Here is a 22,808-nt window from a genome sequence, read left to right as displayed (position 1 = left end):
AGTCACTTCATCAAGCACCGTCATTGAAACCGGTTTGCCGCCTGCAGCAGCAGTCGGCGTATTCCGCTGGCGCGTGCAAAATCGAGAGGCCATGAGAGAAATGGCAGCCGCCCGCGCACCAACGACGCCGCCCGTATGAGAACGCGTTCCAGGCGGAAGGAGACCTGGCGCTGAACGGCCTGGTAGTGGAATTCGATCTCTCGCTTGTTTTTGAGCGAAAGTCCTGGATAAGGTTGCCAGGACGCCCTGGCCGCTTCGAGGTTGAACTGTGGAAAGGGCGGCAGAGTAAATTCGGTTCGCAGACGCTCCATCGACGGTTCCAGCATCGAAAGGAGCTCGGCCCTTTTATCGGGTGAGAGATATTCGTGATTGTTGTTGGGGCTTGCTATTCTCTGGTCTACTGCTGCAAAGATCCTACGTTCCAATTTGCGCTCGGAATATCGAATATGTTCATTTCTACACCGCTTATATTCTAGGAGATCTCGGCTTAGCCGCTCATTGGCACGAAGATGCGGTTTTGTGAACGAGGAGATATCCTCAATTCCGAGAACATGCCGCACGAAATCATTGATCAGATTCGGCAGAGCCGCTTCGTAAGGGCGCACCGAGCAAGCGGTGCTCCCAAAGACATCGCGCCAGATCGATAGGTAACGATGATAGTCCAGCATGTCATAAACTATGCTGAGAAAGTCGCCAACATCGCCGCTAAACAGAGCGCCCTTCTTTACATTTTGATTGTAAAGTGACTCAAGATAACAATCTGGCCTTCGTACGTAGCAAATTATGTGGCATTCCACGTGGGCAGGAATAGCGGCGTGCAGGCGCTCAATGAGACTGCGCTCTTTCGCAAGGACCTCCGCGCTCGTTTTCTGGGCGTGGAAGCATTCCAGATACCGCACCATAGCATAAAGATTTTCTGAGCTTGCGATGATTGTATCGCCTCCGTTTTGCTCTGCCTTTCTCAAAATCTCAAGAATGAAATTCCGGAGTCTCTCTTGCCCATCTACCAAAGGTGCGTTCACAAGACTATTGCAATGGAACTCGTGTGCTGGTGACGCGTAGTACATGCCATGCTCGCCCAATCCTTTTCCGTTTGCGTAAAGGAATTGCTGCAGCGCCGTGCTCCCTGTCTTATGCGTGCCGATATGGAGGATGAGCCTCATGTTACTTTTGCCGGCAGGTGAGCTGGCGCATGGCGATCTTTCTGCATAAGCGTAGCGATGAGACTCATTTGCCGTGTTGCGACGCTTTCCATGCTGAATTGCGCAGCGACAGTTCGTATGGCGCGGCGCGCCATCGCATTGCGCTCGGCTTCCGATAGGCCAAGCGCGCGAAGCAGGAGCCCGCCATACTCCACATGCGAGCGAGCCAAAAAGCCGCTGCGCTCATGCTCCACAATATCGGACGCACCGCTGACATCGGTGATGATCGGGACCACACCGCAACTCATGGCCTCGAGCAGGGCGTTTGACATGCCTTCCGACACCGAGGTGGAAAGATAGAAGTCAGCCTTCCACAGGAATGGAAAGACATCTTCGACCGCGCCGGCGAATTTGACCCTGCCGGAAAGGCCCAACCGCACCGTCTGTTCCTCGAGCGCGGCGCGACACTGGCCATCGCCTAGGACGGTGAGTTGCGCCTGTGCCTCGGCGGGAAGGGCCGCGAACGCGTCGATCATGTGCTCGAGGCATTTCTCCGGCTCGATGCGGCCAAGGCAAATGAAGCGTCGGGTGCCATCTGTGCTCGGCTGGCGGCGAGGGTTGCGGGGCAGATCAATCCCATTTGGAATCATGTGAATGCGATCCGCCTCGATGCCATGTCTCTTCAGGTCACCTGCGATTTGGCGGCTATTGGCGATGAAAGCCGTGACGTGCCGTTTGATCACGGACGACGCCCAGCGACCGACAATTTTCTTTTCGCGCACAACGTCGAGATCGAAACACCGTCCGCCGCGGCCCATTTTTGCGAGAACGGGCTTGTGCAGGAGGGCCCCTGCCACCGTCGCCGGAACGGCGTGAAGTCGGGCATGAATGATATGCACAACATCGAATTCGTCGCGACGGCGCAGCATCCAGATCGCAAGCTGGACACACCACGACAGGAACGACAGCATATGCCGCCCGCCCAAATTCGGCGCGGCGTGCAAGCGAAGGCGCTCGATGAGCACTCCGTCGATGGCGGACCGTTTCGGCGTCGAGTGTGACAATCTGGGTGCCAAAATGGTTACGCAGACGCCCCTTTCAATCAGCGCCCGAGCAAATCGCCGCGTCTGTTGCTCGGCGCCGCCATATGACTCTGGAAAATAGGTGGAGAGCACGAGCAAAATGCGTATGCTGTGAAGGGCTTCGGCTCGCGGGGTAATCATCGGATGAGCAGAGGCACCTTCTGTTACATTCATATCAATCCACCGAATTTACCGCCAACAAATCCGGCAATCTGCCCGATCTCTGTAGGGCACTTCATCGCGGAAGCGCCAGATTTCGAACAGGAGGCCTAGTCGACGCTCCCTTGCTCGCCAGATGCTGGTTGAGAGCCTGGCGGTAAATGGAGTCGATCCGCTTGCCCATGCGATTGGCGTCCCAGTTCGAAAGGTCCGTCGCTGCGGCACCTCGGGCGAGGCAAGCCAGTCTTTCGCGATCCTCCAGGAGGGCGGCCGTGGCGTCGGCCATGGCGTCCAAGTCGTCCGGGGGTGTGATCACGCTATTGGTGCCAGGACGGAGCACTTCGCGAAGACCTGGCAGATCGCAAGCGACGCAAGGCTTGCCGCCGGCGAGATATTGCATGAGCACGCGGGGCAATCCCTCCCGTATGGAACAGAGCAGGCAGAGATCCGCGAGTGCGATCAGCCGCTCGGGGTCGTCGCGATAACCGGCAAAGACCACTCGGCGTTGGATCCCCAGCCGGTTGACTTGCAATTCGGCGATCGAACGAAGCGGCCCATCGCCTGCGAGCACAAGTACCGTGTCGGGTAAGCGGGCGGCGATTTTCTTGAAAACCTCTAGAAATTCCGCGTGTCGCTTGCGTTGCTCGAATGCCGCAATCATCAAGAGCACAGGCGGGCGCGGCGCGTCCGGTGTCAAGCGCAACAACTCACGCCAATCGGCAGGCGGACTGGCGTTGCGAAAGCGATCGAGATCGAATCCGGAATAGACGACATGATGCTTGTCAGCATGTCCCACTCCCGCGCTCATGCATAAGTCACGGATGCCCTCGCTCACACTGATGAATGCACTGGTGACTGGCGCCGCCAGTTTTTCCAAGGCGAGATAGGTGAGCCGCTCGGCGACGCCGACGTTGACAAAAGGCACGATATGCACGCCATGAATGATCACTGGAACCCTCGCCGCCCATGCTGCGAAACGGCCGAGAATGCCTGCCTTGCTAGTATGCGTATGTACGATGTCGGCATTCAAGGCGCGGAATCTCCGGGTAAGCGCCAACAATGCCCTCACGTCGGAGGCAGGCGAAATGGACCGGGTCAAGTCGGGGACGTCAATGAGTTCCACCCGCGGGTCCACTTTAGCTAAAATTTCTGGGTGAACCGCCTCGCCGTGGAGCAGGAAAACATCATGTCCTCGTTGCGCGGCCCAATTGCAGGAACAGACGGTATTCTCATCAGCGCCGCCATTGATGAGACGAGTAATGACATGAGCGATACGCAGTCGATGCGCCGCGTCAATTTTGCCTTCCGCATTCCGTGATTTCAAATCGCCGCTACCGGGCTCAATCCACCCGATGGTGGCGCTGCCCCCCCGGGCGCCCCTTTTGTTTCCTGACCTCCAGATAGCGGTGCTACTGCGTTGGAGTGACATGTCACGTCCTCAGTAAGTGCATGCCGTACGGAGACAAACCCTGACTCCTGGCGCACCCCGTCTCTCTTGGGGGCGCACCTCTCCTATCCATAAGGACAGGTTCCAAACGGCTTTCAGTTGGTCAGATTTGATTCATGTTTTAGACGTCGCAGAGACGTGTCGCTGTTACCGCGGGCACAGCCGGGAGCCTATTCGTCGTATAGTTATGCGCGAATACTTTTCTCCTTTGCCGCGCTTGTGTGAAGTCGGACCGGACTCGTTCGAAGAGGCAGTCAAGGCAACGGGATGTGCCTCGCATATGAATTCGCTTCTGGATGTGACGACAACCGAGTTGACGTGCCAAGCCTGCGTCATTGGTTCCGGACCCGCCGGAGCGCTCGTTGCCCTCCCCCTCGCCGAACGGGGGGTGGATGTGATCCTGGTAGAGGCGGGAAACCTGGATCCGACACCACTTTCATCTGCGCCCCTAGCGCAACTCGATGTCGATGGTGCGGTTGATCTGTCTTACGCCCAAGCTTTGCAGCTCGGTGGATCTTCAAATCTTTGGGCCGGTCGCGTGGCGAGAATGGACGAGGCAGATTTCGTGGAAAGGCCGGACATTGGCGCACCGGCTTGGCCATTTCCGCTGTCCGAACTTTCTCCATACTACGAGCGTGCGTTGGACATCTTGTGTATGCCTAGTTCCGAACACTACAACGAATTGCCACGCATGCCTCGTAGCTGGAAGACGTTCGCGGCGAGCGATCGGGTTGACATAAAATATCTCATGTGGTCGCGACCGGCCTTCAAAGTCGCCGAGCTCGTGACAAAATCCGACGGAAATCTCGCCAATCTACGGGTTCTGACTGACGCTCCCGTGTTCGACGTCACACCTAATGGAGATCGGCGGACTATCGAAAGCGTCACCGTCGGTCGTCGGCAAAACCACAAAAGAATCAAAGCTCAGGTGTTTGTTCTCGCCGCCGGTGGGATCGAAACCACTCGGCTCTTGCTGGGCTATGCGCGCCGTCACTGGAGGGATGAAGAGGGGGCAATCGGTCGATATTTCTCGACGCATCCCAAGGCGGACTTGGCCGTCCTACGGGCTAAACAACCGGTCAGTGCGGAGCATCCGTTGTTTCGAGAAGCTACGAGCAACGGGGTGCAGGTACGAGCGGGTATCGGGCTCTCCACGGCTACGCAAATCTCCATCGGCACATTGAACCATTGCGCGCGTCTCTACCCCATTGCCGAATACAAGGCCGAAAAGGTCTTCGAGTCTATTAAGAGCGCCGCATTCCGAGGCGCGCCGATCGTGAATCGAAGCGCCAGGTTACGACGTCTTCTGATCGCCTCGGGCAAAATGGCGTTTGACCGCCTAGGACAGGCTGCACGATTGCAGGCCAAAACACATGCCTTCGTGGTCCGATTGAACTTGGATCAGCATTCGAACGCCGAGAACAGGCTGACCCTTTCCGAGGACTGCGATCGGGAAGGGCGCCAGCTGCTCAACCTGAGATGGCGATATGATCTAGCGGATCGCAGGTCGGCTATGACCTTTCTCGACATGTTGAATCGCTTCCTTCGTGCACATGATGTTGGCCACCTCGATTACTCTTCCCTTCGCGATTCGGATTCCTGGCCCCTCACAGCTGTTCACTCGCACTTCCTGGGTACTACGAGAATGAGCAACGATCCCCGCCAAGGAGTCGTCGACCAGAACTGCCGTGTCCACCGGTTGCACAATTTGTTTGTCGCCGGACCTTCCGTCTTTCCGCGATACGGGAATGCCAATCCGTTCCTGACGATCGCCGCTCTATCCCTTCGATTGAGCGATCATTTGAGCCGTGTGCTGGGCTGAGAGTGAGATCCGTGCGGATAATGTACTTAACCGCGACGCCTATGCCGGGACCGCAGGCGCATACCGTCAATATCGCTAAGATGTGCAGCGCGTTCTCCGCTTCAGGTGCGGATGTGACCCTCATTATCTCAGGTCGACTCCGTCGGCGCCTGCAAGGCAAATTGGCAGAACACTACGGGCTGGAGCACGGCTTCAGGGTGTGGACCATAGGGCTTCGGCAGCCCAACTCCCGTTGGGTTATCATGTTTGGAGTTCTGCTGGCGCGTATCCTTCGCATTGACCTCGTGTATACGAGAGAGCCGCGCTTCGCGCTGTGGCTTGTGCGTGCCGGATTTCCCGCCGCGCTGGAATTGCATCACGACCATCTTTCATTTGGGCCGAAGTCCAAGGCCGCATTTGCGGCGCTGACGCAATATCCACGCCTAAGGGGTTTGGTCGCCATTTCTCAAGCAATTGCCGACACGGTACTCAAGGATTTTCCCTCTCTCGCATCCAAGATCATCGTGGCTGCTGACGGCGCCGACGCAACGATATCTCCTCCCCAACCGATCGAGGCGCCGTCGCGTTCAAAGCTCTTGGTCGGATATGTCGGACACCTTTACCCCGGCAAGGGCATGGAGATTATCGCCGATTTGGCACCTCTATGTCCGTGGGCCCATTTCGACATTGTGGGTGGGCGCCGGGAAGATGTTCAGTATTGGAAGGAGCGGACAGCGACACTCCCCAATCTGACTTTGCATGGACCCCTGCCTCACGCTGCTGTTCCTGCCAAGCTTGCTGGTTTCGATGTCGTCTTGGCGCCGTACAAGCGTTCCGTAATTGTGTCCAACGGCCGCATGGATGTGGCGCCATGGATGTCTCCGCTGAAAATATTCGAGTACATGGCTTCGGAGAAAGCCATCATCGCTTCAGATTTGCCTGTCTTGCGCGAAATCCTGACCGACGGCGTTACCGCATTGCTCTGCGATCCTGATGATGTCAGATCCTGGGCGGCAGCGCTCGAGCGCCTTGCTCAGGATCCCGCAGAACGACGACGCTTGGGGCGCTCCGCGCGCGAGCTCCTGCTATCGGGCTATACTTGGAAACAGCGTGCGGAGAAGATCCTAATCGCCCTGGGTATGGTGGCAGCGCGAATACCACTGGATTGCAAATGCGCGCAAGAGATTGGACATAGTGCGCACGAGTGAATTGCCCAAGGAAGTCACTTCACCACCACCGCCTGCAGGTTTGACGGCAACATGGAGTCGATTCGGCTTCGCTCATCCAGGAATTGACGCGTCTCGTACTGTCTCACCACAAAGACGTCCAAGACCCTGATGGTATGAAACAAGAGCTCGATAAAAGGCCGGGCGAGCGGGAAAATGTCACATTGCAAGTGAATGCGCTGGATCAGAATTCCGATCGTTTCAAAGGGTTGGCTCGAGCCGCGGAGCATATCGAACCGCGTCCAATCCTTGAACAGCAGCTTGAAGCCATAGGGGGTGAAATGGAAAAAGTTGTCCGGGCATTCATGGAATGAAAACACCGCGCTCGCGGAAATGACAAGACGACCGCCAGGCTCAAGAATGCGCCTCATATCCGCGACGATGCGTTCGGGATCGGGTATGTGCTCGAGAAGGCCTGTGCAGACGATGACGGGATAGCTTTCCGAAGCGATCTTGCTCAAATCCCGGTAGTACAAATCGACATGCATGTCCGCCGGTTTGTCGGGCCGCTTCGTGACGGTGAATGCGTTGGGGAAATGGGGCTTGTAGTCGACGTCTTCGGAATGGATCACCAGCGTCCGCTCAGCGGTCGCAAATTCGCGACACAGTCGGTCCAGATTCTTGGTCGACAATTTCCTCTTGGTGAACGTGAAGCGATAGAGACGTCTGCGGACGCGTTTCCATAAAGTCGGCGCCTGCGCAGCAGGATTCTGAACCCCGGCTATATGCTCGACGTCGGACACCATCAGCTCTCCGTTGCCGCACAAAACTATAAAACATACACGAAAGAGAGGGCCATGCGGACGGCTCGCAATGGGCTGGCTCTGGTGTGGGCGCAGATAGGCCAGGCGAGCGGCGGCCAATCGCATCGAACCATGGAGAGCCCTGAGAAGATGCTATACATCAATAGACATCACGATCCGAAAGCAACAGCAAAGCGGTCGTCCAAATTATCTTAAGATCGAGCAGCACGCTCCAGGACTTTATGTACCAGAGATCATGCTCAACGCGTTTTTCCATCCGCCACAGCTCCTTCGTCTCCCCTCGGAAGCCGTTGATCTGAGCCCAGCCTGTCAAACCGGGTTTTACACGATGGCGATAAGCATAGCTCTCAATAACCTTGCTATAGGTGTCGTCATGAGCGACGGCGTGGGGTCGCGGGCCCACCAGGGACATTTCTCCCCGAAGCACATTGAATAACTGCGGCAACTCGTCGATGTTTGACCGGCGCAATATACGGCCAAGTCGGGTAACTCGCCTATCATTGCGCTGAGCTTGGCGAATTTCCTTACCGTTCTCCTGCACGGTCATCGATCGGAACTTGTAAATATTGAATGGGTTACCACAAAAACCTCGCCGCGTCTGCTGGAACAGCACTGGGCGACCGTTCTCGATCGCTATGGCACATGCGACTACCGCCATCAACGGAAACAGGAACAGCAGTAGCAGGGATGCAAGAACAACGTCGAACAACCTCTTCAGCAAGCGTTCGGCAGGTCTCAAAGGCGCGCGCTGGACTTCGAAGGCTCGCTGCCAGCCGGTGTGCAGTGGACATCCGGCCAGAATCTTATCTGTGTAGGCATCAGCGAAAAGATAGATCGGCAGCGGGAGGCGGGACATTTCCTCCAGAATTCGTTCGATCAACTTACGCTGGTCCCACGGGCAAAACAGATAAACTGCCTCATATGGACCAAAGCGGAAAGCAGCCTGCGCAGCTGCGACGCCGGCATGCACCGATTGTGCTGCGATCGTGCCATCGCGGTTCTCGATGTTCGAAACACCGCAAACCGCGATGCCTTGTTGCCTGAGCTTGCTGATTATCCCCTGTTCCATTCCAGGAACGCCAGCGTAAAACAGATAGGCTGTGCGCAAGACGAGCTTCTCAGCGGCCAGAAGCCGTTTCAGCACGCGCGCGAGAGCCACGTGGCCAGGCAGCAGGATTGGGAATCCGACAGCAAACGCCAGAGTCAAAGAGCCGCGCGAGAACGTCGACGTGGTCTTCGTGAGAAAGGCGAGCCAGAGAATTGCAAAGAAAGCGAACAACCACCCGGTGAACAGTGTTTTGATCACACGGTGATCGTCCAGGATGCCACTGACCGTATAGGCCCCTCTGGCAGCCATGAATGCGACGAGCACTAGGCCGGCGGTAACGCTTAGATAAATCGTCTCCCAAATATCTGACGGGCTCACGCCGAGGTGCCTATGATAGACCTCATTTGAGGCAAGGAGTATCGTCTCTGCAAGCAGGAAATCAGCAGTTGCAAGAAATATGCAAACTGCTCCCACAGGAAGCCGTAGCGGTTCGATGCTCCGCTTTAAGAACGCACTCGACGCTTGGGTTGGTGCATGCCGCATGGAGACAAGCCCCCGGATCCTGTTGTGTCTCTCAACGGCTTCCAGTCGGTCAAATTTGATTTAATCTCTCCCAGAAACATGCCGCTGTTACCCCGGGCACAGAGGGGCCGTTATTTTGGTGGTATGCTAATATGCTAATGTGCTAATATTTCTGGCTTAGCGCGTTTGCGCGAGAACGGCCCGGCGGAGTCGGACCGTTCTAGGGTAGTCAAGGCAATGCTTTAGGGACCGGGGCGCTTTACCCTTATCAAGGGGGCGGGAGCCATGGCATTGAATAGCGCTGAGGTTCGGGTCAAACAGCTCGATAAAATACGATTATTTCGGCTATTTGGGCAAGATATTCTTAATGAACTGGCGAAAGTGGCCGTCCTACGAAGGATTCCTAAGAATAAAATTGTCACTCACCTTGGTGATATACCAAGTTATATTTACTACATAATTCAAGGGAAAATTCGGCTTAGTGCTCCACTTTCGGACGGTCGAGAATTCATCTTTTCCGATCTCGGTCCGGGTGACACTTTCGACCTGACTAGATTGTTCATCACGCGACGCAGTAGCATGAACGCTGCTTCAGTTGTGGACAGCGACTTGATGCAAATCGAAGTAGCTTTCATGGCTAGGGTCTTCGACAAACACCCCGATCTCGCACTAAAGGTGATCCCGTATTTGTGCGAAGCAACGCACGACGCGCAAGAGCGAGTGATCCACAGTGCGGCCAGTGCTCTGTCCACTCGATTGGCGAGCACGCTCTTGCGGTTGACAGAGAGGCCGAACAGCATGGCTACCGTGGATAGAGCTGGGAGCATCCACATTTCGCAGACTGACCTTGCGGCAATGGTCCCGGCCTCTCGAGCGAAAGTGAATCGTTGCCTGAGAGAATGGGAACGGCGGCATCTGACCCAATACGACCACGGCTCGCTGACGATCCTCAATCGGGCCGCGTTAGAGTCTGTTGCTCTTGGCGAGATCGCCTTTGATCGTTCGATGATGCATATCCCACGTGCTCGGGCATCTTTATGGCAGGGGAGGCAATAAACCGAAGTGGCGCCGGTCGTTCTCGCATCCCTCGGTAGAGCCCTTTCGTCGGCGTCGTAAGTCGCCACACCGGACAAATGCGCCTTCTCACCGTATCGCTTCGGTGTGCGACGCCGAGGAGATCTGGCCGGGGTTCCGGCCGATCCTGGCGCGTCGGGCTAATTGCCGCCGAACTCATCCGCAACGCCGCGCGCCATGGGCCGGCCGCCATCCGGGTTCGATCGCCGAGGAGGCCTTCGGCTGGGTGAGTTGCAAGGTGGTCGAGAACGGAGGGTTCAGGCGTGCCGCGGAGCCACGCCGGGGTCGCAGACTAGTAGAGACGCCGGCCAAGGAGGAGGAGCGTTTGTGATCTCAGAGGAAGCAGAGCGGTGGCGCTAAGCCACCGCTCCTATTTGGATCTCAGTTCCGGCAGTCGGGGCTGAGAGGGTCGTGCTCTTCTTGGGCTCACCCCGACGCACTTGGATGACGGAACGTCGCCGGCGTTCCCGATGGACCCTGTCTGCAAGGGCCCCACCATCTCTTTTGATTCGAACGAATGGTGACCCTTCAACGCGGCTGGAGGCTCAAAGCCGTTATCCGCACGAAGGCTGCGGACAAAATTTGACTCAGCCGCCAACGAAGGTGCCGTGAGGATGAAAAATGCAGACGCGGCTACAGCGATCTTGTACATATTTAGCTCCTTTGGTGCTATTTTTGATATCATCACAAAGTTTGTGATGAGAACGATATCGGGTTGCTTTCAAACGCCAATATCCTCTTTCTGACGATGATCTTTGTTGTCGCCGCCAGATCTACCCTTAAGAGAGGCTAGATTGCTGTTCTCGCATTTCTTTTACGCCAAGGAGGTATTTTGTATGTGAGTGAATTCACAAGTGGTCGCTAATATGCTTGGGATAGCCTTTCCGGCAAGCTTCCCGCCTTCGGGCCGAAAGGTCGGGCTGACCGCTTGTTCCCGGCCCGCAACAACCGTGCCGTGGCTGCTACGAAAGCGCCATTGCGGTAGTTCGACCGCCAGCTAAGCTAGGCATCCCACATAGGCTGTTTAGAAGCGCGCCATGCGCCGTGGGCTGCTACTTGGTGTGGTAGGCCGCATCGATCTTTTCGCCTGCCCAGGCGCTCGCGTGCCCCCGGATGCGCCGGCTATGTCAGACGATATCATTCCAAAGCTGAAATGTGCCAAGTGCGGCGGCAAGCGCGTCGGGCTGATCTACGCGACCGACACCCGGCCGAAGGCCAAACGGGCGGTGACACCTTCACATTGTGTACGAAATTAACCAATTCGAGCGCTGTGGAACGAAATTTCCAGCTTGTCGTTTGATGCCATGGCCGGAGCCTCTTAAGGCCCCCCCTTGTTCCGGCCCTACCTGTACGGCTCGCTGCTAGCCAGGCAGCGGGCCGTTTCGCGCTTGAGCACTGCCGTCAGCGGCGTTAGTCCACTTTGTCCCTTAGCGGCGTCCTGCGAAGGCGGCCGGTACTTCTCGACCAGCCTGACCACGCCGATACTGACCGCCACCAGTGGACCTCAGAGCGATCGTCCCGCCTCGTCGTCGATGCTGACCGGACGCATGCCTCGCTGCAGGATTTTCGGGAGGAGGATTAGCGCACCCTAATATTTGCAATTGACAGGCGTCCGCAGGATGGCATTTTTTACGCTTGTGACTTCCAAAGGTGGGGGTGGCAGCCACCGCCCGCGTTCCCGTCGAACAAAGAGACGGGACGCGGGCTCACTGCCCTACACAGCACCCTTCTGCCGAGCGTTCAGGAAGCCGCCACGTTTCAGCAGAGAGATGGCTGCGGCGAGGCGTCCCGGTAAGATCTGGAATCGATCAGCGATTCAACCCGTAGGAACGGAGGTCAGCTTGTCGTTGATGAAGACGCTGCAGGTTCTTGCGTCGCAGAACTGATTGATCGGGTCATGCTTTCAAGCCCGCGAGAATCCGCTTCGGTGTGAACGGGATGCGGCGGAACCTCACCCCGGTGGCGTCGAATACGGCATTCCCAAGAGCGGCTGCGGTTGGTCCCTGCGCCGCCTCACCCGTGCCGAGAAACGGTTCGCCGGGCCGATTGATCAAGATAACATCGATCGGCGGCACCTCTTCGAAGGTGATGATTGGATAACTGTAGCTCTTCCAATCCTCCGACAGCACACTCGTCTTGTCGAACCTGACCTCCTCCTTCAGCGTCCAACTCAACGATTGAATGACGCCGCCTTCGATCTGATTCGTGATGCCGTCGGGACTGATGGTCTGGCCGCTGTCGTTGGCGGCGACAACGCGGATGAGGCGTATACGACCATTCTTCCGATTGACCTCGACTTCAATCGCCACCGCTGTCATGGCGGCAAGATTCTTGTATCGCGCAAAGCCGATTCCCCGGCCTCGGCCTTCCGATTTGCGCCACTGATCCCAGCCGAATTTTTGCGCTGCCGATTTCAAGACGTCTCGCGCACGTTCATCCTTGAGGAAGCGCAGTCGGTATTCTACCGGATCGGCGCCCGCCGCGTGGGCAAGCTCATCCATAGTCGATTCGATGGCAAACACATTGGCGTAGGCCCCGAGACTACGGGTGGAAGACACGCGAAGCGGCATCTCGCTGATGAAATGCGTGACCACGCGTTGGGCCGGGAAATCATAGAGCGCTGTGGCGTTTCGATCGGCAGCGTAGTTGGGCGGACCGCCGTTCTCCGGCATTGGCATCGCAAACGGCTTTGCGAGATAGCGGGCCGAAAGCAGATTGCCAGGCTCACCATCCGGCCGCGTGCCATGCGGAGTTGACCAGAGTTCCAGATTCCAGGTGAGCACATCGCCACGATCATCCACTCCCACCCTCGTCTTGACGACCATGGCGGAGCCGTAAGGTTCCCATTTGTGTTCCTGCGGCCTGGTGTATTGCAGGCGGACAGGTTTGCCAGGCATCTCTATTGCCAGAAGTGCTGCGTCCGCGGCGGCATCATCTGCCAGGTTGTGACCGTAGCAGCCGGATCCGGGGATGTGCTGGCAGCGGACTTTCGCAGGATCGAGACCGAGCATTCGCGCAATCGCCTTTGCAGTTTCGAAAACGCTTTGGCTATGGGTCTGGATTGTTAGCATCCCATCATCGGACAGCGTGGCGATAGCCGCTGATGGACCGATCGAGCCATGCATTTGGTATGGCCGTTCGTAAGCCGCCTCGAAAACTCTTGACGGCGTGCGCGGGGCGCCCGCCGTCTCGTTCATGATTTCTTCGTCACGAGTCGGCGCGCTTAGGAGCCAGTCAAAAATTCCCTCATCGCCCGGTAGGTCGTTCTCGACGTCCCATTCAGCCCCCTTGGCCAGTGCCGATGAGGCGTCATAGGCCTGGTCCTGTCGGCTGGCGATGATCGCGAGGAAACTGCCGTTGCGCACGACCTTGAGCACGCCAGGCATCTTCTCGACTTTCGAGGTATCGACCTTCTTGAGCTTCGCCTTGTAGGTCGGGGGACGGACAACGGCGCCGTGAACCATTCCGTCCGGTCTTCGCTCCTGGATATACAGTGCTTGCCCCGTCATGATGGCCGGGATGTCGAGGCGCGGAACAGATGTGCCGACGTATTTATAGTCGGCGACGTCCTTTGGTTTGACCTTGCCGGTAGCCCTGCGCTCCAATTCTCGCCCGGTGACGAGCTCCCAATAGGTAATCTTGGCTCCGTCTTCGCTGCTGATCGTCCCGTCCTCTACTGTGAGGCTTGCAATCGGGGCTTTCAGTTTCTCAGCGGCCAGGTGCAGCAAAATGTGCCGTACCTCCGCCGCCGCCTGCTTTACGGCAGACGCGCAGTTGGGCATCGATTGTGAACCGGCGGTAACACCTTCGTTCGGCACCAGTGCGGTATCCCCCGAGATTGTTCGCAAACGCTTCAAGTCGATGTCGAGCTCATCGGCGCACACCTGCGCAACGGCCGTGACGGCCCCTTGGCCGAGTTCGACCTTGCCGATCATCAACACAACAGTTTCTTCGGCATCGATCCTGATCCAGGCACTCAGGAGGGGCGTATCCTCCAGATCGCCAGGAAGCTTCACCGCTTCGGCCGCGGCAGCGTGGCTGCGATTGCCGGCGATCCCGAAGGAAAGCGTCAAGAAGCCCGCTGCGCGAAATAAGTCTCGCCTATTGAGTCTGAATTGTTGTGCCATCGCGTCATGCCTCGTTGGCGGCACGCAAAACGGCCCGAACGACCCGGTTATGAGTTCCGCACCGGCAAAGATTGCCTTGGAGGGCAGATCGGACATCGGCGTCGGTCGGGTGGGGATTGCGCTCAAGGAGAGCGTGAGCTTCCATGATAATGCCGGCCGTGCAGTAGCCGCATTGAGCGGCCTGTTCGTCGATGAAAGCCTGTTGCAACCGGCTCGGGCGGCCATCGGTTGTGAGCCCCTCAAGGGTCGTCACCTCCAGGCCTTCCGCCGCCTTCGTCGGGGTAACGCAGGATCGGATAGCCTCTCCATCGAGCAGCACGGTACAGGATCCGCATTGCGCGCGACCGCATCCGAGCTTTGAGCCATTCACCCTGAGGTCGTTCAATAGAACATAGAGCAGGTCGGCCTCTTCAGGCGCATCGACGCTTACGTCCTTTCCATTCAGCCGAAACGAAATCAACTCAACCTCCTGCACGCAAACGACCTCAGCGTGATCGCTGAGGTGCGGTTTTTGGTCAGACCGGTATCTGGGTCAGATGGTCACGAATTCTCGACTTCTGACCGTCATCATGAGCTTTTCTCATTTTAGTGCCTTTCCTCGCCTGCACGGCCGGCCCCGGCCATGGTTTTGGTTCCAAGCACTTTCAACGCGAACTAATTCACTAACGCCAAAGGACGCGAAAAAATTCCCTGTTGCGGATAATTCCCTGCGTCGGTGCCATCGGATGCTTAATCAAATCGGCCTTGTTCGATGTAGGTCACGTTCGGCACGCTCTGCACCATGTCGCGCTCCACCGCGGCCATGGCGTCGTTGGCGGCGGTGGTCGGGCCGGCGCCATAGGCGGCCGTTCTAGATAGCCGTTCGGAACGGGCTTGAACGGCCTTTTCTGCTACTCTGGAGGAGACGTCTTTTCCAGCGGCAGCAATGGAGAGCCATGACCGGAATGCTCGCCTGATATCTGCTTTCGGCGTTTCAGGGCGTCTTGCCACAACAACGTGACAGCGCCCAACGGAGATGCATATGACGATGAGCCGAAGAACATTCGTTCAAGCTGCAGCCGCCGCGGCCGCGGCGACCTTGCCGGCACCCGCGATCGGCCAGGCCACCGCACCCATGATGCGTCCTATTCCGTCCTCAGGAGAACAAATCCCCGCGATCGGGCTCGGCACCTGGATCACCTTCAATGTCGGTGACGATCCGGCGCTCAGGGATGAATGCGCCGACGTGATGGGCGCATTTTTTTGAGGCGGGTGGGCGTATGATCGACTCCTCGCCCATGTACGGCTCGTCCCAGCCTGTCATCGGCTACGGCCTCGACCGGCTCGGCCGGCCGGAGACCTTGTTCTCGGCTGAGAAGGTCTGGACATCGTCCTCCGCGGGCGGGGCCGCGCAGCTGGAACGATCGCGCAGCTTCTGGGGTGTTCAGCGCTTTGACCTTGTCCAGGTCCACAATCTCGTCGCCTGGGAAGCGCATCTGCAGACGCTATTCGAGATGAAAGCGGCCGGACAAATCCGCTATGTCGGGATCACGACATCGGAAGGGCGCCGCCACGATCTGTTCGAGGAGATCATGGGCTCTCATCCTCTCGATTTTGTGCAGCTCACCTACAACATCGTGGATCGCGAGGCGGAGGAGCGGCTCCTGCCGCTGGCAGCCGAACGCGGCATTGCCGTGATCGTCAATCGGCCTTTCCGTCAGGGCGCGCTCACACGACGGCTTGACGGCGAGCAACTGCCCGGATGGGCCAAAGAGATCGGCACCGCAACCTGGGCTCAATTCATCCTGAAGTTCATTCTCTCGCATCCCGCCATTACCGTCGCCATCCCAGCTACCACCCGGGTCAATCATGTCCGCGAGAACGTGGCCGCCGCGCGCGGTGCTTTTCCCGACGCCGCCATGCGTGAACAGATGGCTGCCTACGTTCGCGATCTCTGATGTCGGAGTGGTGGACATACCGGCCTGACGATTTCCTGCTATTCTCCGCGCGCGTGTACTGGCGCATGTTCGAACTGCAGAATGAGGCGCTGTGGCCATTGCACCTTGTCACGGTCGCCGTGGGCCTGGCGATTTTTATGTTCCTGCTCCGGCAACCGAACCGTGATGGTGGATGGATTGGGCTTCTCCTCGCTGCACTCTGGATCTTCGTCGGCTGGACCTTCCTGTGGGATCGCTATGCGGCCATCAACTGGACGATCTTCTATGTCGCCCCGCTCTTCGCCTTCCAGGCGGTCGGGCTGCTGATCGCCGCCATCATGCCCGGCGGACTGGCCTTCGATCGGCGGGACATCGCCGGCTGGACCGGGCTGCTGTTCGCAGCCGCCGGCTTCGTCCTTTATCCGCTTTTCCCGCCCCTCGTTGGACGACCGTGGACAAACGCGGAAGTCTTGGGCATCGCGCCAGATCCAACAGTGATCGTGACGCTGGGATTGTTGCTTGCGGCACGCGGCAAATTGCTTCCATTGCTCCTTCCCATTCCTTCGCTTTGGTGCCTGCTCAGCGGCGTCACGCTTTGGACCATGGATGATCGGCAGGCCTGGCTGCCCCTTGTGATGGTCGCGATTGTGCTTGCGGCACTTGGGCTGCGGTCTTTGATCAGGCGACCTGCTTCCTAGGGTCCGCTCCGCCTCCATTTCGACGCCCCCGACAACATAATGTAATTGGAGCGGCGCTGCGGTCGAGCGGCGGCGGGGAGGAAGGGACGAACTATACGCATCGGTTGACCACGGGCGAAATACGTTTCTGCTCTGAACCCGGATGCTGCAGCAACGGAATGTTGCTAACGCCCTGCTGAACGCCAAGAGCGAAAGCCGACCATGCTTACTTTGTCTCAGACCCTCTCCTTTGTGGTCATCGCGTTGATGATAGGAGCCTTCGTGTGGGGCCGTTTTCGATATGACCTTATCGCTGCGTTGGCTCTACTGCTCGCCCTGGCGGTCGGCGTGGTTCCGCTCGACGAAGCTTCACCGGATTCAGCGATGACATCGTCATTACTTCTGCGCGAGTTCGGGCTGTTGCCACTGGCGGAGCGCCGCGCCGCCCAGGTGCAGCAGATGTCTCAACTTTGGCTGACGTAGGCGCCGCCCTGCCGGGCTACGGAGCGCTGTCCCTCATCCTCATCGCCGCGATGACGGTTACGCCTTTCCTCAACAACGCCGCGACTGTGTGCTGGTCATGGCTCCGATCGCCGCTGGGTTTGCGACCAGCCTGCATTACAGGCCTCAAGCGTTTTTGATGGCAATAGCAATCGGCGCCGGCTGCGATTTCCTGACGCCTGTCGGCCATCAATGCAATACTCTGGTCATAGGCCCCGGCGGATATCGCTTCTAGACTATTCGCGGCTCGGCCTGCCTCTTTCCGTCATTGTCATCATCGTCGCGGTCCCGGCCATGATGATCGTCTGGCCGCTGGCCTGATACGATCAAACGTGGACGTCCCGTGAGCGAGTTCTCGTCATCTTCCGCGACCAGATGGGTTGTTACGACAAGGATGGAGGGCTCGCCCAGAACCACGGTGTCCACGGGACCGCGCGATAGGTCCGTTCGCCCTATTGGGGGACGGAGACGGCCACCAACTTCGCTGCCCTGAGGGGTTAGGCCCGTGCTTCTCCGCAAAGAAACGATCGCCACGCCTTCCCGCACTGGGGACCAGTCCAGACGCCCTCTCGTGAGGCCCGCAGAGGCCAAATAGAAGAAAGAAAGCCCGGAGCGTGTTGCAACCGGGCTTCCTTTAGACAGGTGTCGCTTCTACTCGGAACTGACCAGCGGCTCCTACAACAGCCTATTACCTTAGCATTTCCGGTGTTGGCTTCCGACTCAGCCTAAAGACGTAAATTCTGCATTGTGCGGATGTAGGTTGACCTCTCGCCCCAGCGAAGTCCGGCAGCCCGATGGGCAACGCGTCACGCCGAGCGCAGGTGCAGCTCGGAACCCGAACTCATCGGCGACGCCAGTCGCAGGCATTCGTCTCCATCGTGGATCTCTGCCTTGCAGAGCGGGTCGATGCTGGTCATCGCCGGCGATCTTTACGGTGGCGATCAGACCTCGATGAAAACGGCGCGGTTCCTGGCGTCGCAGATGACTCGCCTGCACCAAGCCGGGATCAGGGTTTCCTTCGCGCTGACTGTTCTGACCGCCTCTGCACGCTCGGCATCCACCTTGGCTTGCCTGTCGAGGAAGAGTTCCGCGACGGCCATCACCGTCTCCGGACTGTCGCCAGGATCCGAACTTATGCCGATGCTCTCAAGCGCGCGGATCAGGTTCGCGCAGGCGTGTTCGATTTGGATGCGCCACGACGTCATGTCGCGGATATCGAAACAGCTGGAGCCGGTTCGCCGATGGCCTTCGCATCAGCGCTTACACCGAATCGGCAAAATCCATCGCCGATAACGCAACAGATTGCTGCCGGTCTGGGACGAAGACTGAAACGGAGTCGAAGTGGATCCAAACTTAGCTGTTATGCGCTTCCGACGGTTCGACTTGGTAAATCTCGATGGGGAGCCCGTCCGGATCGGCAAAGAAGGTGAATAGCGCACCAGTGTAGGGGTCGATGCGGACAGGTTCTATCGAAATGCCCTGGCTCTGCAGGTGCTCGACTGCGTGTGCAACCGACTCGACCGCGAACGCAAGGTGCCTCAGGCCGCGTGCCTCCGGTCGACTTGGGCGCGGTGGAGAGGTAGGAAAACTGAAAAGCTCAAGGCGCACTTCACCGCACTCAAGATCGCACTTCCAGGATTGCCGGTCGGCACGCCAATTCTCATCGACCACGCCGAAACCGAGTTGCTCGACGTAAAATCGCTTTGACACAAGGTAATCGCTGCAGATGATCGCGACATGATGGATGCGACAGAACATGTGCTTCCAACACTAGCTGAGGATCCGCGGCCACACCACCGGCAACGGCATCCGCCTGACGGCGGCACGGCGCACGCCGCGAGTGCGGGGCAAGGTTGCGGAAGGTGCCAAGCCAACCCCACGAGCCGCCGTAGCCGCGATGGAAAGATTCGAGCGGGGATATATCAAAGTTAAATGCGGGCGATAGGCGCCAGGTGTTAACCAACGCTCGGCGGGGGCGCTCATGCAGGAGACGCGCCCATGGAAATTCGAGACTTTCTTGGCAGGTTGTCGGTCGCGCTGCTGCGCCGCCGTGCTGCCACGTCACCGGCGCCGTCCGAAAGGCCTATCCGCAACTCGCTCGCCAACGTCCCGCTAAGGCCGCGCCAATTGCCACCACACAAACCACGGCCCCCAAGCCGACCGGCCAGCAATATGTAGCTCGATCCGCTGCAATCTCCTTTGGAGCGATCACGCAAGCATTCAACAAGGGAATTGAACAAACATGTCCACGGCCAAATCTTCTTCGATGCAAAAATTGAAACCGCTACAGAACCCCTTCCTGGTTTTGGGCGCCGCTCTATTTTTGTTGGCGCCATTCGTTGGATTGCTGTGGCGAACAAGAGAGTGGTTTGGCTGGTAAATCTATGACCAGATTCCTTCCTGTCACGATCAAATTTGTGGACGGCGGCACGATGGTGGTTTCATCGATCACCGATGCTAAAAAAGCCCTTGGCGGACGGTGGAAAAACAAGGAAGCGATAGCCTATGGGGCAGCCGTCCGGTTGGTGGACGACGCATTGAGCGGGATTTGCCGCCCGGCGGTTGCTTTCGCCACTTTCAAGGAAGCAGCCAAGGAACAAGGGCTGCTGAAACCGGAAACCCGAAGCTCTGCGCTTGTGATGCTGGACGAATTGTGGTCCCGGGGCGGAGGCTGAGCGGGTCATCCGGAATGGCTTTGAATCTTGATATCGGCGACGAGGTAACGCTGAGCGCCACCATCCTGAAATTGCTTCAGAGTGGTCGAGCGAGCGTCGAAATTCCCAGCCATGATTTTCCCTTCGCTATTGAGCCTCCAGCAAACGCCAAACCGGGAGACCGAGTTGCAGTCACGGGCCACGTCACTGGCGTCGACCTTGACAATGGCCGGGTGACAATAAAGGCCGGCGGCCTGGTCACCGTCGACATCATGTCGGTCTTAGCGTGGAAGCCATCACGCAACAGTTCGCGTTGAATAAGAAAGCGGTGCCCTTCCTGCGGTGGAACCTTGGTATCATCTAGGCTCGCGGTTCATGCTGAGATAGGTGGGATCGAATTCGGCTATTTGCACAAGCCGCTCCCAGTCCAGAATCGTTACTGTATGGTTCGCCCAGCCAATGACGCCGATGTTGCGTAGCGTGGCGATAACTCGGTTCATATGGACGACCGACAGTCCAAGCACGTCGGCCAATTCCAATTGAGACAAAGGAAGCCGGAAACTCATGCCGATCGTTCGTTTGACGCCCTGAAGTCGAATAAAGAGCTCGCACAGAAGATGTGCCAAGTGAGACGTTTTTGACCGCCTTCCCATGGCCACGATCCATTCCCGGTGAATGGCCCCGTCAACAAGCGTATCCAACCACAAAAGGCGGGTCAGATGTGGCGCTTCCTCGGTGATGGCACGTAGCCGACTATGCTCGGCAACGATCACCCGGCAGGGTGACAGGGCGATGATGCCGTGGTCCATGGTCTTCAGCAGAAAGGCGTGCAGATCCACAAAATCCCCAGGCACCTGCAAGGACGTGAATTGCCGCCCGCCATCCTCTAGGACTTTGTATCGCGCAGCCAGACCGTCGAGGATCAGGGTGCTGTAGGTCGGCCGCGAGCCCTCCGAAACAATATCCTGCCCCGTGGCAAAGTCCTTTTCGACTGACATCGCACCAGCGAGTAGAGCCTTTTCATGTTCCGAGAGGGCGTCGTGCTGGCCAAGATTTAGATAAAGGGACTCTAGCATTCAAATTCCCTGCTGTGTTCGACCGCCTAGGTCAAACGTCGGAGATCGGGGGTGGTTGCAGGCAGCTGTGCGGTCCGCATTCCCCGGCATGTCCGGCAAAGGGCGTCGATCGCTACCTTTGAAGGCTAACGCTTTGGAACAATGATCCCGGGCGGGAATTGTGGATCTAACGCAGTCCCGGATGCTTGAGCCAATGGAACGCTTCTATTTCGACTTGTACAACTCGGAGGGCCCCGAGATGGATCGTGAGGGGCAGTTTTTCCCGACGCGCGATCGCGCGAGGATCGAAGCGCTCCGGATATTGCATGATGTTGCCCACGACGAGATGCCGGATGGCGATCTGATAGTGATCACTGTCAAAGTTCGGGATGAAAACCGGCAACAGATCTTCGAGGCGTCTCTCACTCTTGCCTCTGCCTGGAGTTGAGCCTTCGCCGCGTTGGCGTCTGCAAGGTTGTCCGCAGGAACATTCCAGATTGAGGCTGTTTCGGGATTGTTAGTGGATAGACACGATGGCTCACGATAAACGCCACTCCGAGGTCCTTGCCGAGTTCCTGCGACGCCAGTTTTCGAATGAGGCGGTAAGGCGCCATTTGCGCACCTGGCCCTTCTTTCGAGTTGAACCCCTTTTATCCGATCGGCTTCGAGCACTGCTCGACCGGTTGTCCCGAAAAGATCGCCGGGGCCGCTAGGCCGCCGAACAAATCTGCACCTCTGTCCGCCTTCGAACGGGCCGGCGGGGAGCGGCCCGAGCGGTTCTGACAGAGGGTTCCGCAGAACCTCGCTGGGGAACCAGATTCTCCGAGTCTGTGGCAACGAGCACCCCGAACGGTTTTCTTCATAGGGAAAATTGCCGTGATTCGAGCGCTACTGTGACTGAAGATCGTTAGTGTTCGCAGTCTCGCCTTCGAAGCTGACTTTCGTGCCCTTGTCTACCATTGATGCCAAGTCTTCGGCGTCCCAATTGGTAAGACGAATGCAGCCATGCGAAAAGGTCCTGCCGATCTTTCCGGGTTCGGGCGTGCCGTGGATGCCGTAGCTTTCGATCGAGAGGTCAATCCAGGTTGATCCAACGGGATTGTTAGGCCCGGCGGCGATGGTGAACGGTCGTTTGGCCTTCACTCCCTTGAAAGCGAACTTCGGATCGTAGTGATAGGTTGGGTTGTGCACCACGCGTTTGACCTCCGCCATACCGCTCGGCGCCGGCTTCTCCCCGCTGCCGATTGAGGCGGGGTAGACTGCAATCACTTTGCCGGAAGGAGCGAGTGCGCGCACCTGGCGGGCACTCTTGTCGACCTCAAGGCTGGCAACCGCGTCGGGAAGATCACTCCGCCCAACGTCGGGTACGACCAGGGCCGTGCCGGCCTTGCGGAAGTTGGCGCCAGGATTGAGCCTTCTCAGCAATTGCTCGCTGACATGGAAGCGCTCAGCGAGCTTCTCGACCGCGTTGCGATAGCCCAGCCTCGACAGACGCGCCATCCTCTCCATCCGCGGCGGGATACGCTTGGTGAACGGGCCACTCACATCCTTGCGTGTCAGCTCATAAGTTACCAGGGCAGGGCTGGCGGAGGTCGCCATCAGTCGGTCCCAGG

General features: G+C 57.9%; 20 protein-coding genes and 3 pseudogenes. 12 read left to right on the top strand and 11 right to left on the bottom strand.

All coding sequences use genetic code 11. The annotated features are described in order from the left end of the window. Positions 1-20: 20 nt before the first annotated feature. From ACFX5Q_RS05515 to ACFX5Q_RS05505, 3 genes are all read right to left on the bottom strand, one after another. Positions 21-1,163 carry a hypothetical protein gene (locus tag ACFX5Q_RS05515; protein ID WP_404276010.1) on the bottom strand — a complete coding sequence of 381 codons (1,143 nt, stop codon included), beginning with the start codon at positions 1,161-1,163 and terminating at the stop codon, positions 21-23. Further along, entirely contained in the window at positions 1,160-2,398 is a 1,239-nt protein-coding gene (locus ACFX5Q_RS05510) for a glycosyltransferase (RefSeq protein ID WP_404276008.1), read from the bottom strand. Before ACFX5Q_RS05510 ends, ACFX5Q_RS05515 begins: the two co-directional genes overlap by 4 nt. 61 nt (positions 2,399-2,459) lie before the next feature. Further along, on the bottom strand, positions 2,460-3,560 hold the full coding sequence (locus ACFX5Q_RS05505; protein WP_404276458.1) for a glycosyltransferase: 1,101 nt from the start codon (positions 3,558-3,560) through the stop codon (positions 2,460-2,462). Between ACFX5Q_RS05505 and ACFX5Q_RS05500 the strand changes: the two genes are divergently transcribed. The 3 genes from ACFX5Q_RS05500 (at position 3,537) to ACFX5Q_RS05490 (ending at position 6,839) form a co-directional block, all read left to right on the top strand. Continuing rightward, a complete protein-coding gene (locus ACFX5Q_RS05500) occupies positions 3,537-3,701 on the top strand; it encodes a hypothetical protein (protein WP_404276482.1) in 165 nt (54 codons plus the stop codon). The genes ACFX5Q_RS05505 and ACFX5Q_RS05500 overlap by 24 nt on opposite strands. Before the next feature lie 409 nt (positions 3,702-4,110). Further along, positions 4,111-5,652: a GMC oxidoreductase gene (locus tag ACFX5Q_RS05495; protein ID WP_404276006.1), complete on the top strand. Its 1,542-nt coding sequence runs from the start codon at positions 4,111-4,113 to the stop codon at positions 5,650-5,652. Positions 5,653-5,693: 41 nt separating this feature from the next. Continuing rightward, positions 5,694-6,839 (top strand): glycosyltransferase family 4 protein, encoded by a 1,146-nt coding sequence (locus ACFX5Q_RS05490; RefSeq protein ID WP_404276005.1) that lies wholly within the window; start codon positions 5,694-5,696, stop codon positions 6,837-6,839. 14 nt (positions 6,840-6,853) lie between these two features. On the opposite strand, the gene ACFX5Q_RS05485 is transcribed toward ACFX5Q_RS05490, so the two are convergent. After that, positions 6,854-7,603 carry a methyltransferase domain-containing protein gene (locus ACFX5Q_RS05485; protein ID WP_192177380.1) on the bottom strand — a complete coding sequence of 250 codons (750 nt, stop codon included), beginning with the start codon at positions 7,601-7,603 and terminating at the stop codon, positions 6,854-6,856. A 157-nt stretch (positions 7,604-7,760) separates the two neighbouring features. Further along, positions 7,761-9,212: an exopolysaccharide biosynthesis polyprenyl glycosylphosphotransferase gene (locus ACFX5Q_RS05480; protein WP_404276003.1), complete on the bottom strand. Its 1,452-nt coding sequence runs from the start codon at positions 9,210-9,212 to the stop codon at positions 7,761-7,763. Between the two features lie 264 nt (positions 9,213-9,476). Between ACFX5Q_RS05480 and ACFX5Q_RS05475 the strand changes: the two genes are divergently transcribed. Then, positions 9,477-10,247 carry a Crp/Fnr family transcriptional regulator gene (locus ACFX5Q_RS05475; protein WP_404276001.1) on the top strand — a complete coding sequence of 257 codons (771 nt, stop codon included), beginning with the start codon at positions 9,477-9,479 and terminating at the stop codon, positions 10,245-10,247. A 1,913-nt stretch (positions 10,248-12,160) separates the two neighbouring features. Here the strand turns inward: ACFX5Q_RS05475 and ACFX5Q_RS05470 are convergent. Then, a complete protein-coding gene (locus tag ACFX5Q_RS05470) occupies positions 12,161-14,392 on the bottom strand; it encodes a molybdopterin cofactor-binding domain-containing protein (RefSeq protein WP_404275999.1) in 2,232 nt (743 codons plus the stop codon). A gap of 4 nt (positions 14,393-14,396) precedes the next feature. Continuing rightward, positions 14,397-14,867, bottom strand: coding sequence for a (2Fe-2S)-binding protein (locus ACFX5Q_RS05465; RefSeq protein ID WP_404275997.1), 471 nt, complete (start codon positions 14,865-14,867; stop codon positions 14,397-14,399). Between the two features lie 546 nt (positions 14,868-15,413). Here ACFX5Q_RS05465 and ACFX5Q_RS05460 point away from each other — a divergent pair. From ACFX5Q_RS05460 to ACFX5Q_RS05440, 5 genes and pseudogenes are all read left to right on the top strand, one after another. Continuing rightward, positions 15,414-16,329, top strand: a pseudogene (locus ACFX5Q_RS05460) (aldo/keto reductase). Continuing rightward, entirely contained in the window at positions 16,329-17,006 is a 678-nt protein-coding gene (locus ACFX5Q_RS05455; RefSeq protein WP_404275995.1) for a DUF6064 family protein, read from the top strand. The pseudogene ACFX5Q_RS05460 and the gene ACFX5Q_RS05455 overlap by 1 nt, the downstream one beginning before the upstream one ends. A gap of 201 nt (positions 17,007-17,207) precedes the next feature. Then, positions 17,208-17,468 carry a hypothetical protein gene (locus ACFX5Q_RS05450; protein WP_404275993.1) on the top strand — a complete coding sequence of 87 codons (261 nt, stop codon included), beginning with the start codon at positions 17,208-17,210 and terminating at the stop codon, positions 17,466-17,468. Between the two features lie 8 nt (positions 17,469-17,476). Continuing rightward, positions 17,477-17,807, top strand: a pseudogene (locus ACFX5Q_RS05445) (SLC13 family permease); the annotation flags it as partial. A 516-nt stretch (positions 17,808-18,323) separates the two neighbouring features. Further along, positions 18,324-18,500: pseudogene (locus tag ACFX5Q_RS05440) on the top strand (DNA repair exonuclease); the annotation flags it as partial. Here the strand turns inward: ACFX5Q_RS05440 and ACFX5Q_RS05435 are convergent. Next, positions 18,428-18,586 (bottom strand): hypothetical protein, encoded by a 159-nt coding sequence (locus ACFX5Q_RS05435; protein ID WP_404275991.1) that lies wholly within the window; start codon positions 18,584-18,586, stop codon positions 18,428-18,430. The pseudogene ACFX5Q_RS05440 and the gene ACFX5Q_RS05435 overlap by 73 nt on opposite strands. A 253-nt stretch (positions 18,587-18,839) precedes the next feature. Beyond that, entirely contained in the window at positions 18,840-19,244 is a 405-nt protein-coding gene (locus tag ACFX5Q_RS05430) for a VOC family protein (protein ID WP_404275990.1), read from the bottom strand. Positions 19,245-19,870: 626 nt separating this feature from the next. On the opposite strand from ACFX5Q_RS05430, the gene ACFX5Q_RS05425 reads away from it, so the two are divergent. Both ACFX5Q_RS05425 and ACFX5Q_RS05420 read left to right on the top strand, forming a co-directional pair. Beyond that, positions 19,871-20,161, top strand: coding sequence for a DUF982 domain-containing protein (locus ACFX5Q_RS05425; protein WP_404275989.1), 291 nt, complete (start codon positions 19,871-19,873; stop codon positions 20,159-20,161). A 14-nt stretch (positions 20,162-20,175) separates the two neighbouring features. After that, a complete protein-coding gene (locus ACFX5Q_RS05420; protein WP_404275987.1) occupies positions 20,176-20,457 on the top strand; it encodes a hypothetical protein in 282 nt (93 codons plus the stop codon). 39 nt (positions 20,458-20,496) lie between these two features. On the opposite strand, the gene ACFX5Q_RS05415 is transcribed toward ACFX5Q_RS05420, so the two are convergent. After that, positions 20,497-21,216 carry a Crp/Fnr family transcriptional regulator gene (locus ACFX5Q_RS05415; RefSeq protein ID WP_404275985.1) on the bottom strand — a complete coding sequence of 240 codons (720 nt, stop codon included), beginning with the start codon at positions 21,214-21,216 and terminating at the stop codon, positions 20,497-20,499. A gap of 193 nt (positions 21,217-21,409) precedes the next feature. Between ACFX5Q_RS05415 and ACFX5Q_RS05410 the strand changes: the two genes are divergently transcribed. After that, entirely contained in the window at positions 21,410-21,643 is a 234-nt protein-coding gene (locus tag ACFX5Q_RS05410; RefSeq protein ID WP_404275984.1) for a DUF6894 family protein, read from the top strand. 440 nt (positions 21,644-22,083) lie between these two features. Here the strand turns inward: ACFX5Q_RS05410 and ACFX5Q_RS05405 are convergent, their stop codons facing one another. Further along, positions 22,084-22,794, bottom strand: coding sequence for a L,D-transpeptidase family protein (locus ACFX5Q_RS05405; protein WP_404275982.1), 711 nt, complete (start codon positions 22,792-22,794; stop codon positions 22,084-22,086). Between the last annotated feature and the right edge of the window lie 14 nt (positions 22,795-22,808).

Source organism: Mesorhizobium sp. IMUNJ 23033 (assembly GCF_044778005.1).
Lineage (GTDB): Bacteria > Pseudomonadota > Alphaproteobacteria > Rhizobiales > Rhizobiaceae > Mesorhizobium > Mesorhizobium amorphae_A.
This window is presented reverse-complemented; position numbering and strand designations above follow the sequence as displayed.

Bases quoted from the DNA above. Each gene is read 5' to 3' on its own strand.
- ACFX5Q_RS05515 (WP_404276010.1), bottom strand. From the start codon at position 1,163: ATGAGGCTCATCCTCCATATCGGCACGCATAAGACAGGGAGCACGGCG.
- ACFX5Q_RS05510 (WP_404276008.1), bottom strand. From the start codon at position 2,398: ATGAATGTAACAGAAGGTGCCTCTGCTCATCCGATGATTACCCCGCGA.
- ACFX5Q_RS05495 (WP_404276006.1), top strand. From the start codon at position 4,111: ATGAATTCGCTTCTGGATGTGACGACAACCGAGTTGACGTGCCAAGCC.
- ACFX5Q_RS05490 (WP_404276005.1), top strand. From the start codon at position 5,694: ATGCCGGGACCGCAGGCGCATACCGTCAATATCGCTAAGATGTGCAGC.
- ACFX5Q_RS05485 (WP_192177380.1), bottom strand. From the start codon at position 7,603: ATGGTGTCCGACGTCGAGCATATAGCCGGGGTTCAGAATCCTGCTGCG.
- ACFX5Q_RS05480 (WP_404276003.1), bottom strand. From the start codon at position 9,212: ATGCGGCATGCACCAACCCAAGCGTCGAGTGCGTTCTTAAAGCGGAGC.
- ACFX5Q_RS05475 (WP_404276001.1), top strand. From the start codon at position 9,477: ATGGCATTGAATAGCGCTGAGGTTCGGGTCAAACAGCTCGATAAAATA.
- ACFX5Q_RS05470 (WP_404275999.1), bottom strand. From the start codon at position 14,392: ATGGCACAACAATTCAGACTCAATAGGCGAGACTTATTTCGCGCAGCG.
- ACFX5Q_RS05455 (WP_404275995.1), top strand. From the start codon at position 16,329: ATGTCGGAGTGGTGGACATACCGGCCTGACGATTTCCTGCTATTCTCC.
- ACFX5Q_RS05450 (WP_404275993.1), top strand. From the start codon at position 17,208: ATGCTTACTTTGTCTCAGACCCTCTCCTTTGTGGTCATCGCGTTGATG.
- ACFX5Q_RS05435 (WP_404275991.1), bottom strand. From the start codon at position 18,586: ATGGCCGTCGCGGAACTCTTCCTCGACAGGCAAGCCAAGGTGGATGCC.
- ACFX5Q_RS05430 (WP_404275990.1), bottom strand. From the start codon at position 19,244: ATGTTCTGTCGCATCCATCATGTCGCGATCATCTGCAGCGATTACCTT.
- ACFX5Q_RS05425 (WP_404275989.1), top strand. From the start codon at position 19,871: ATGACCAGATTCCTTCCTGTCACGATCAAATTTGTGGACGGCGGCACG.
- ACFX5Q_RS05420 (WP_404275987.1), top strand. From the start codon at position 20,176: ATGGCTTTGAATCTTGATATCGGCGACGAGGTAACGCTGAGCGCCACC.
- ACFX5Q_RS05415 (WP_404275985.1), bottom strand. From the start codon at position 21,216: ATGCTAGAGTCCCTTTATCTAAATCTTGGCCAGCACGACGCCCTCTCG.
- ACFX5Q_RS05410 (WP_404275984.1), top strand. From the start codon at position 21,410: ATGGAACGCTTCTATTTCGACTTGTACAACTCGGAGGGCCCCGAGATG.
- ACFX5Q_RS05405 (WP_404275982.1), bottom strand. From the start codon at position 22,794: ATGGCGACCTCCGCCAGCCCTGCCCTGGTAACTTATGAGCTGACACGC.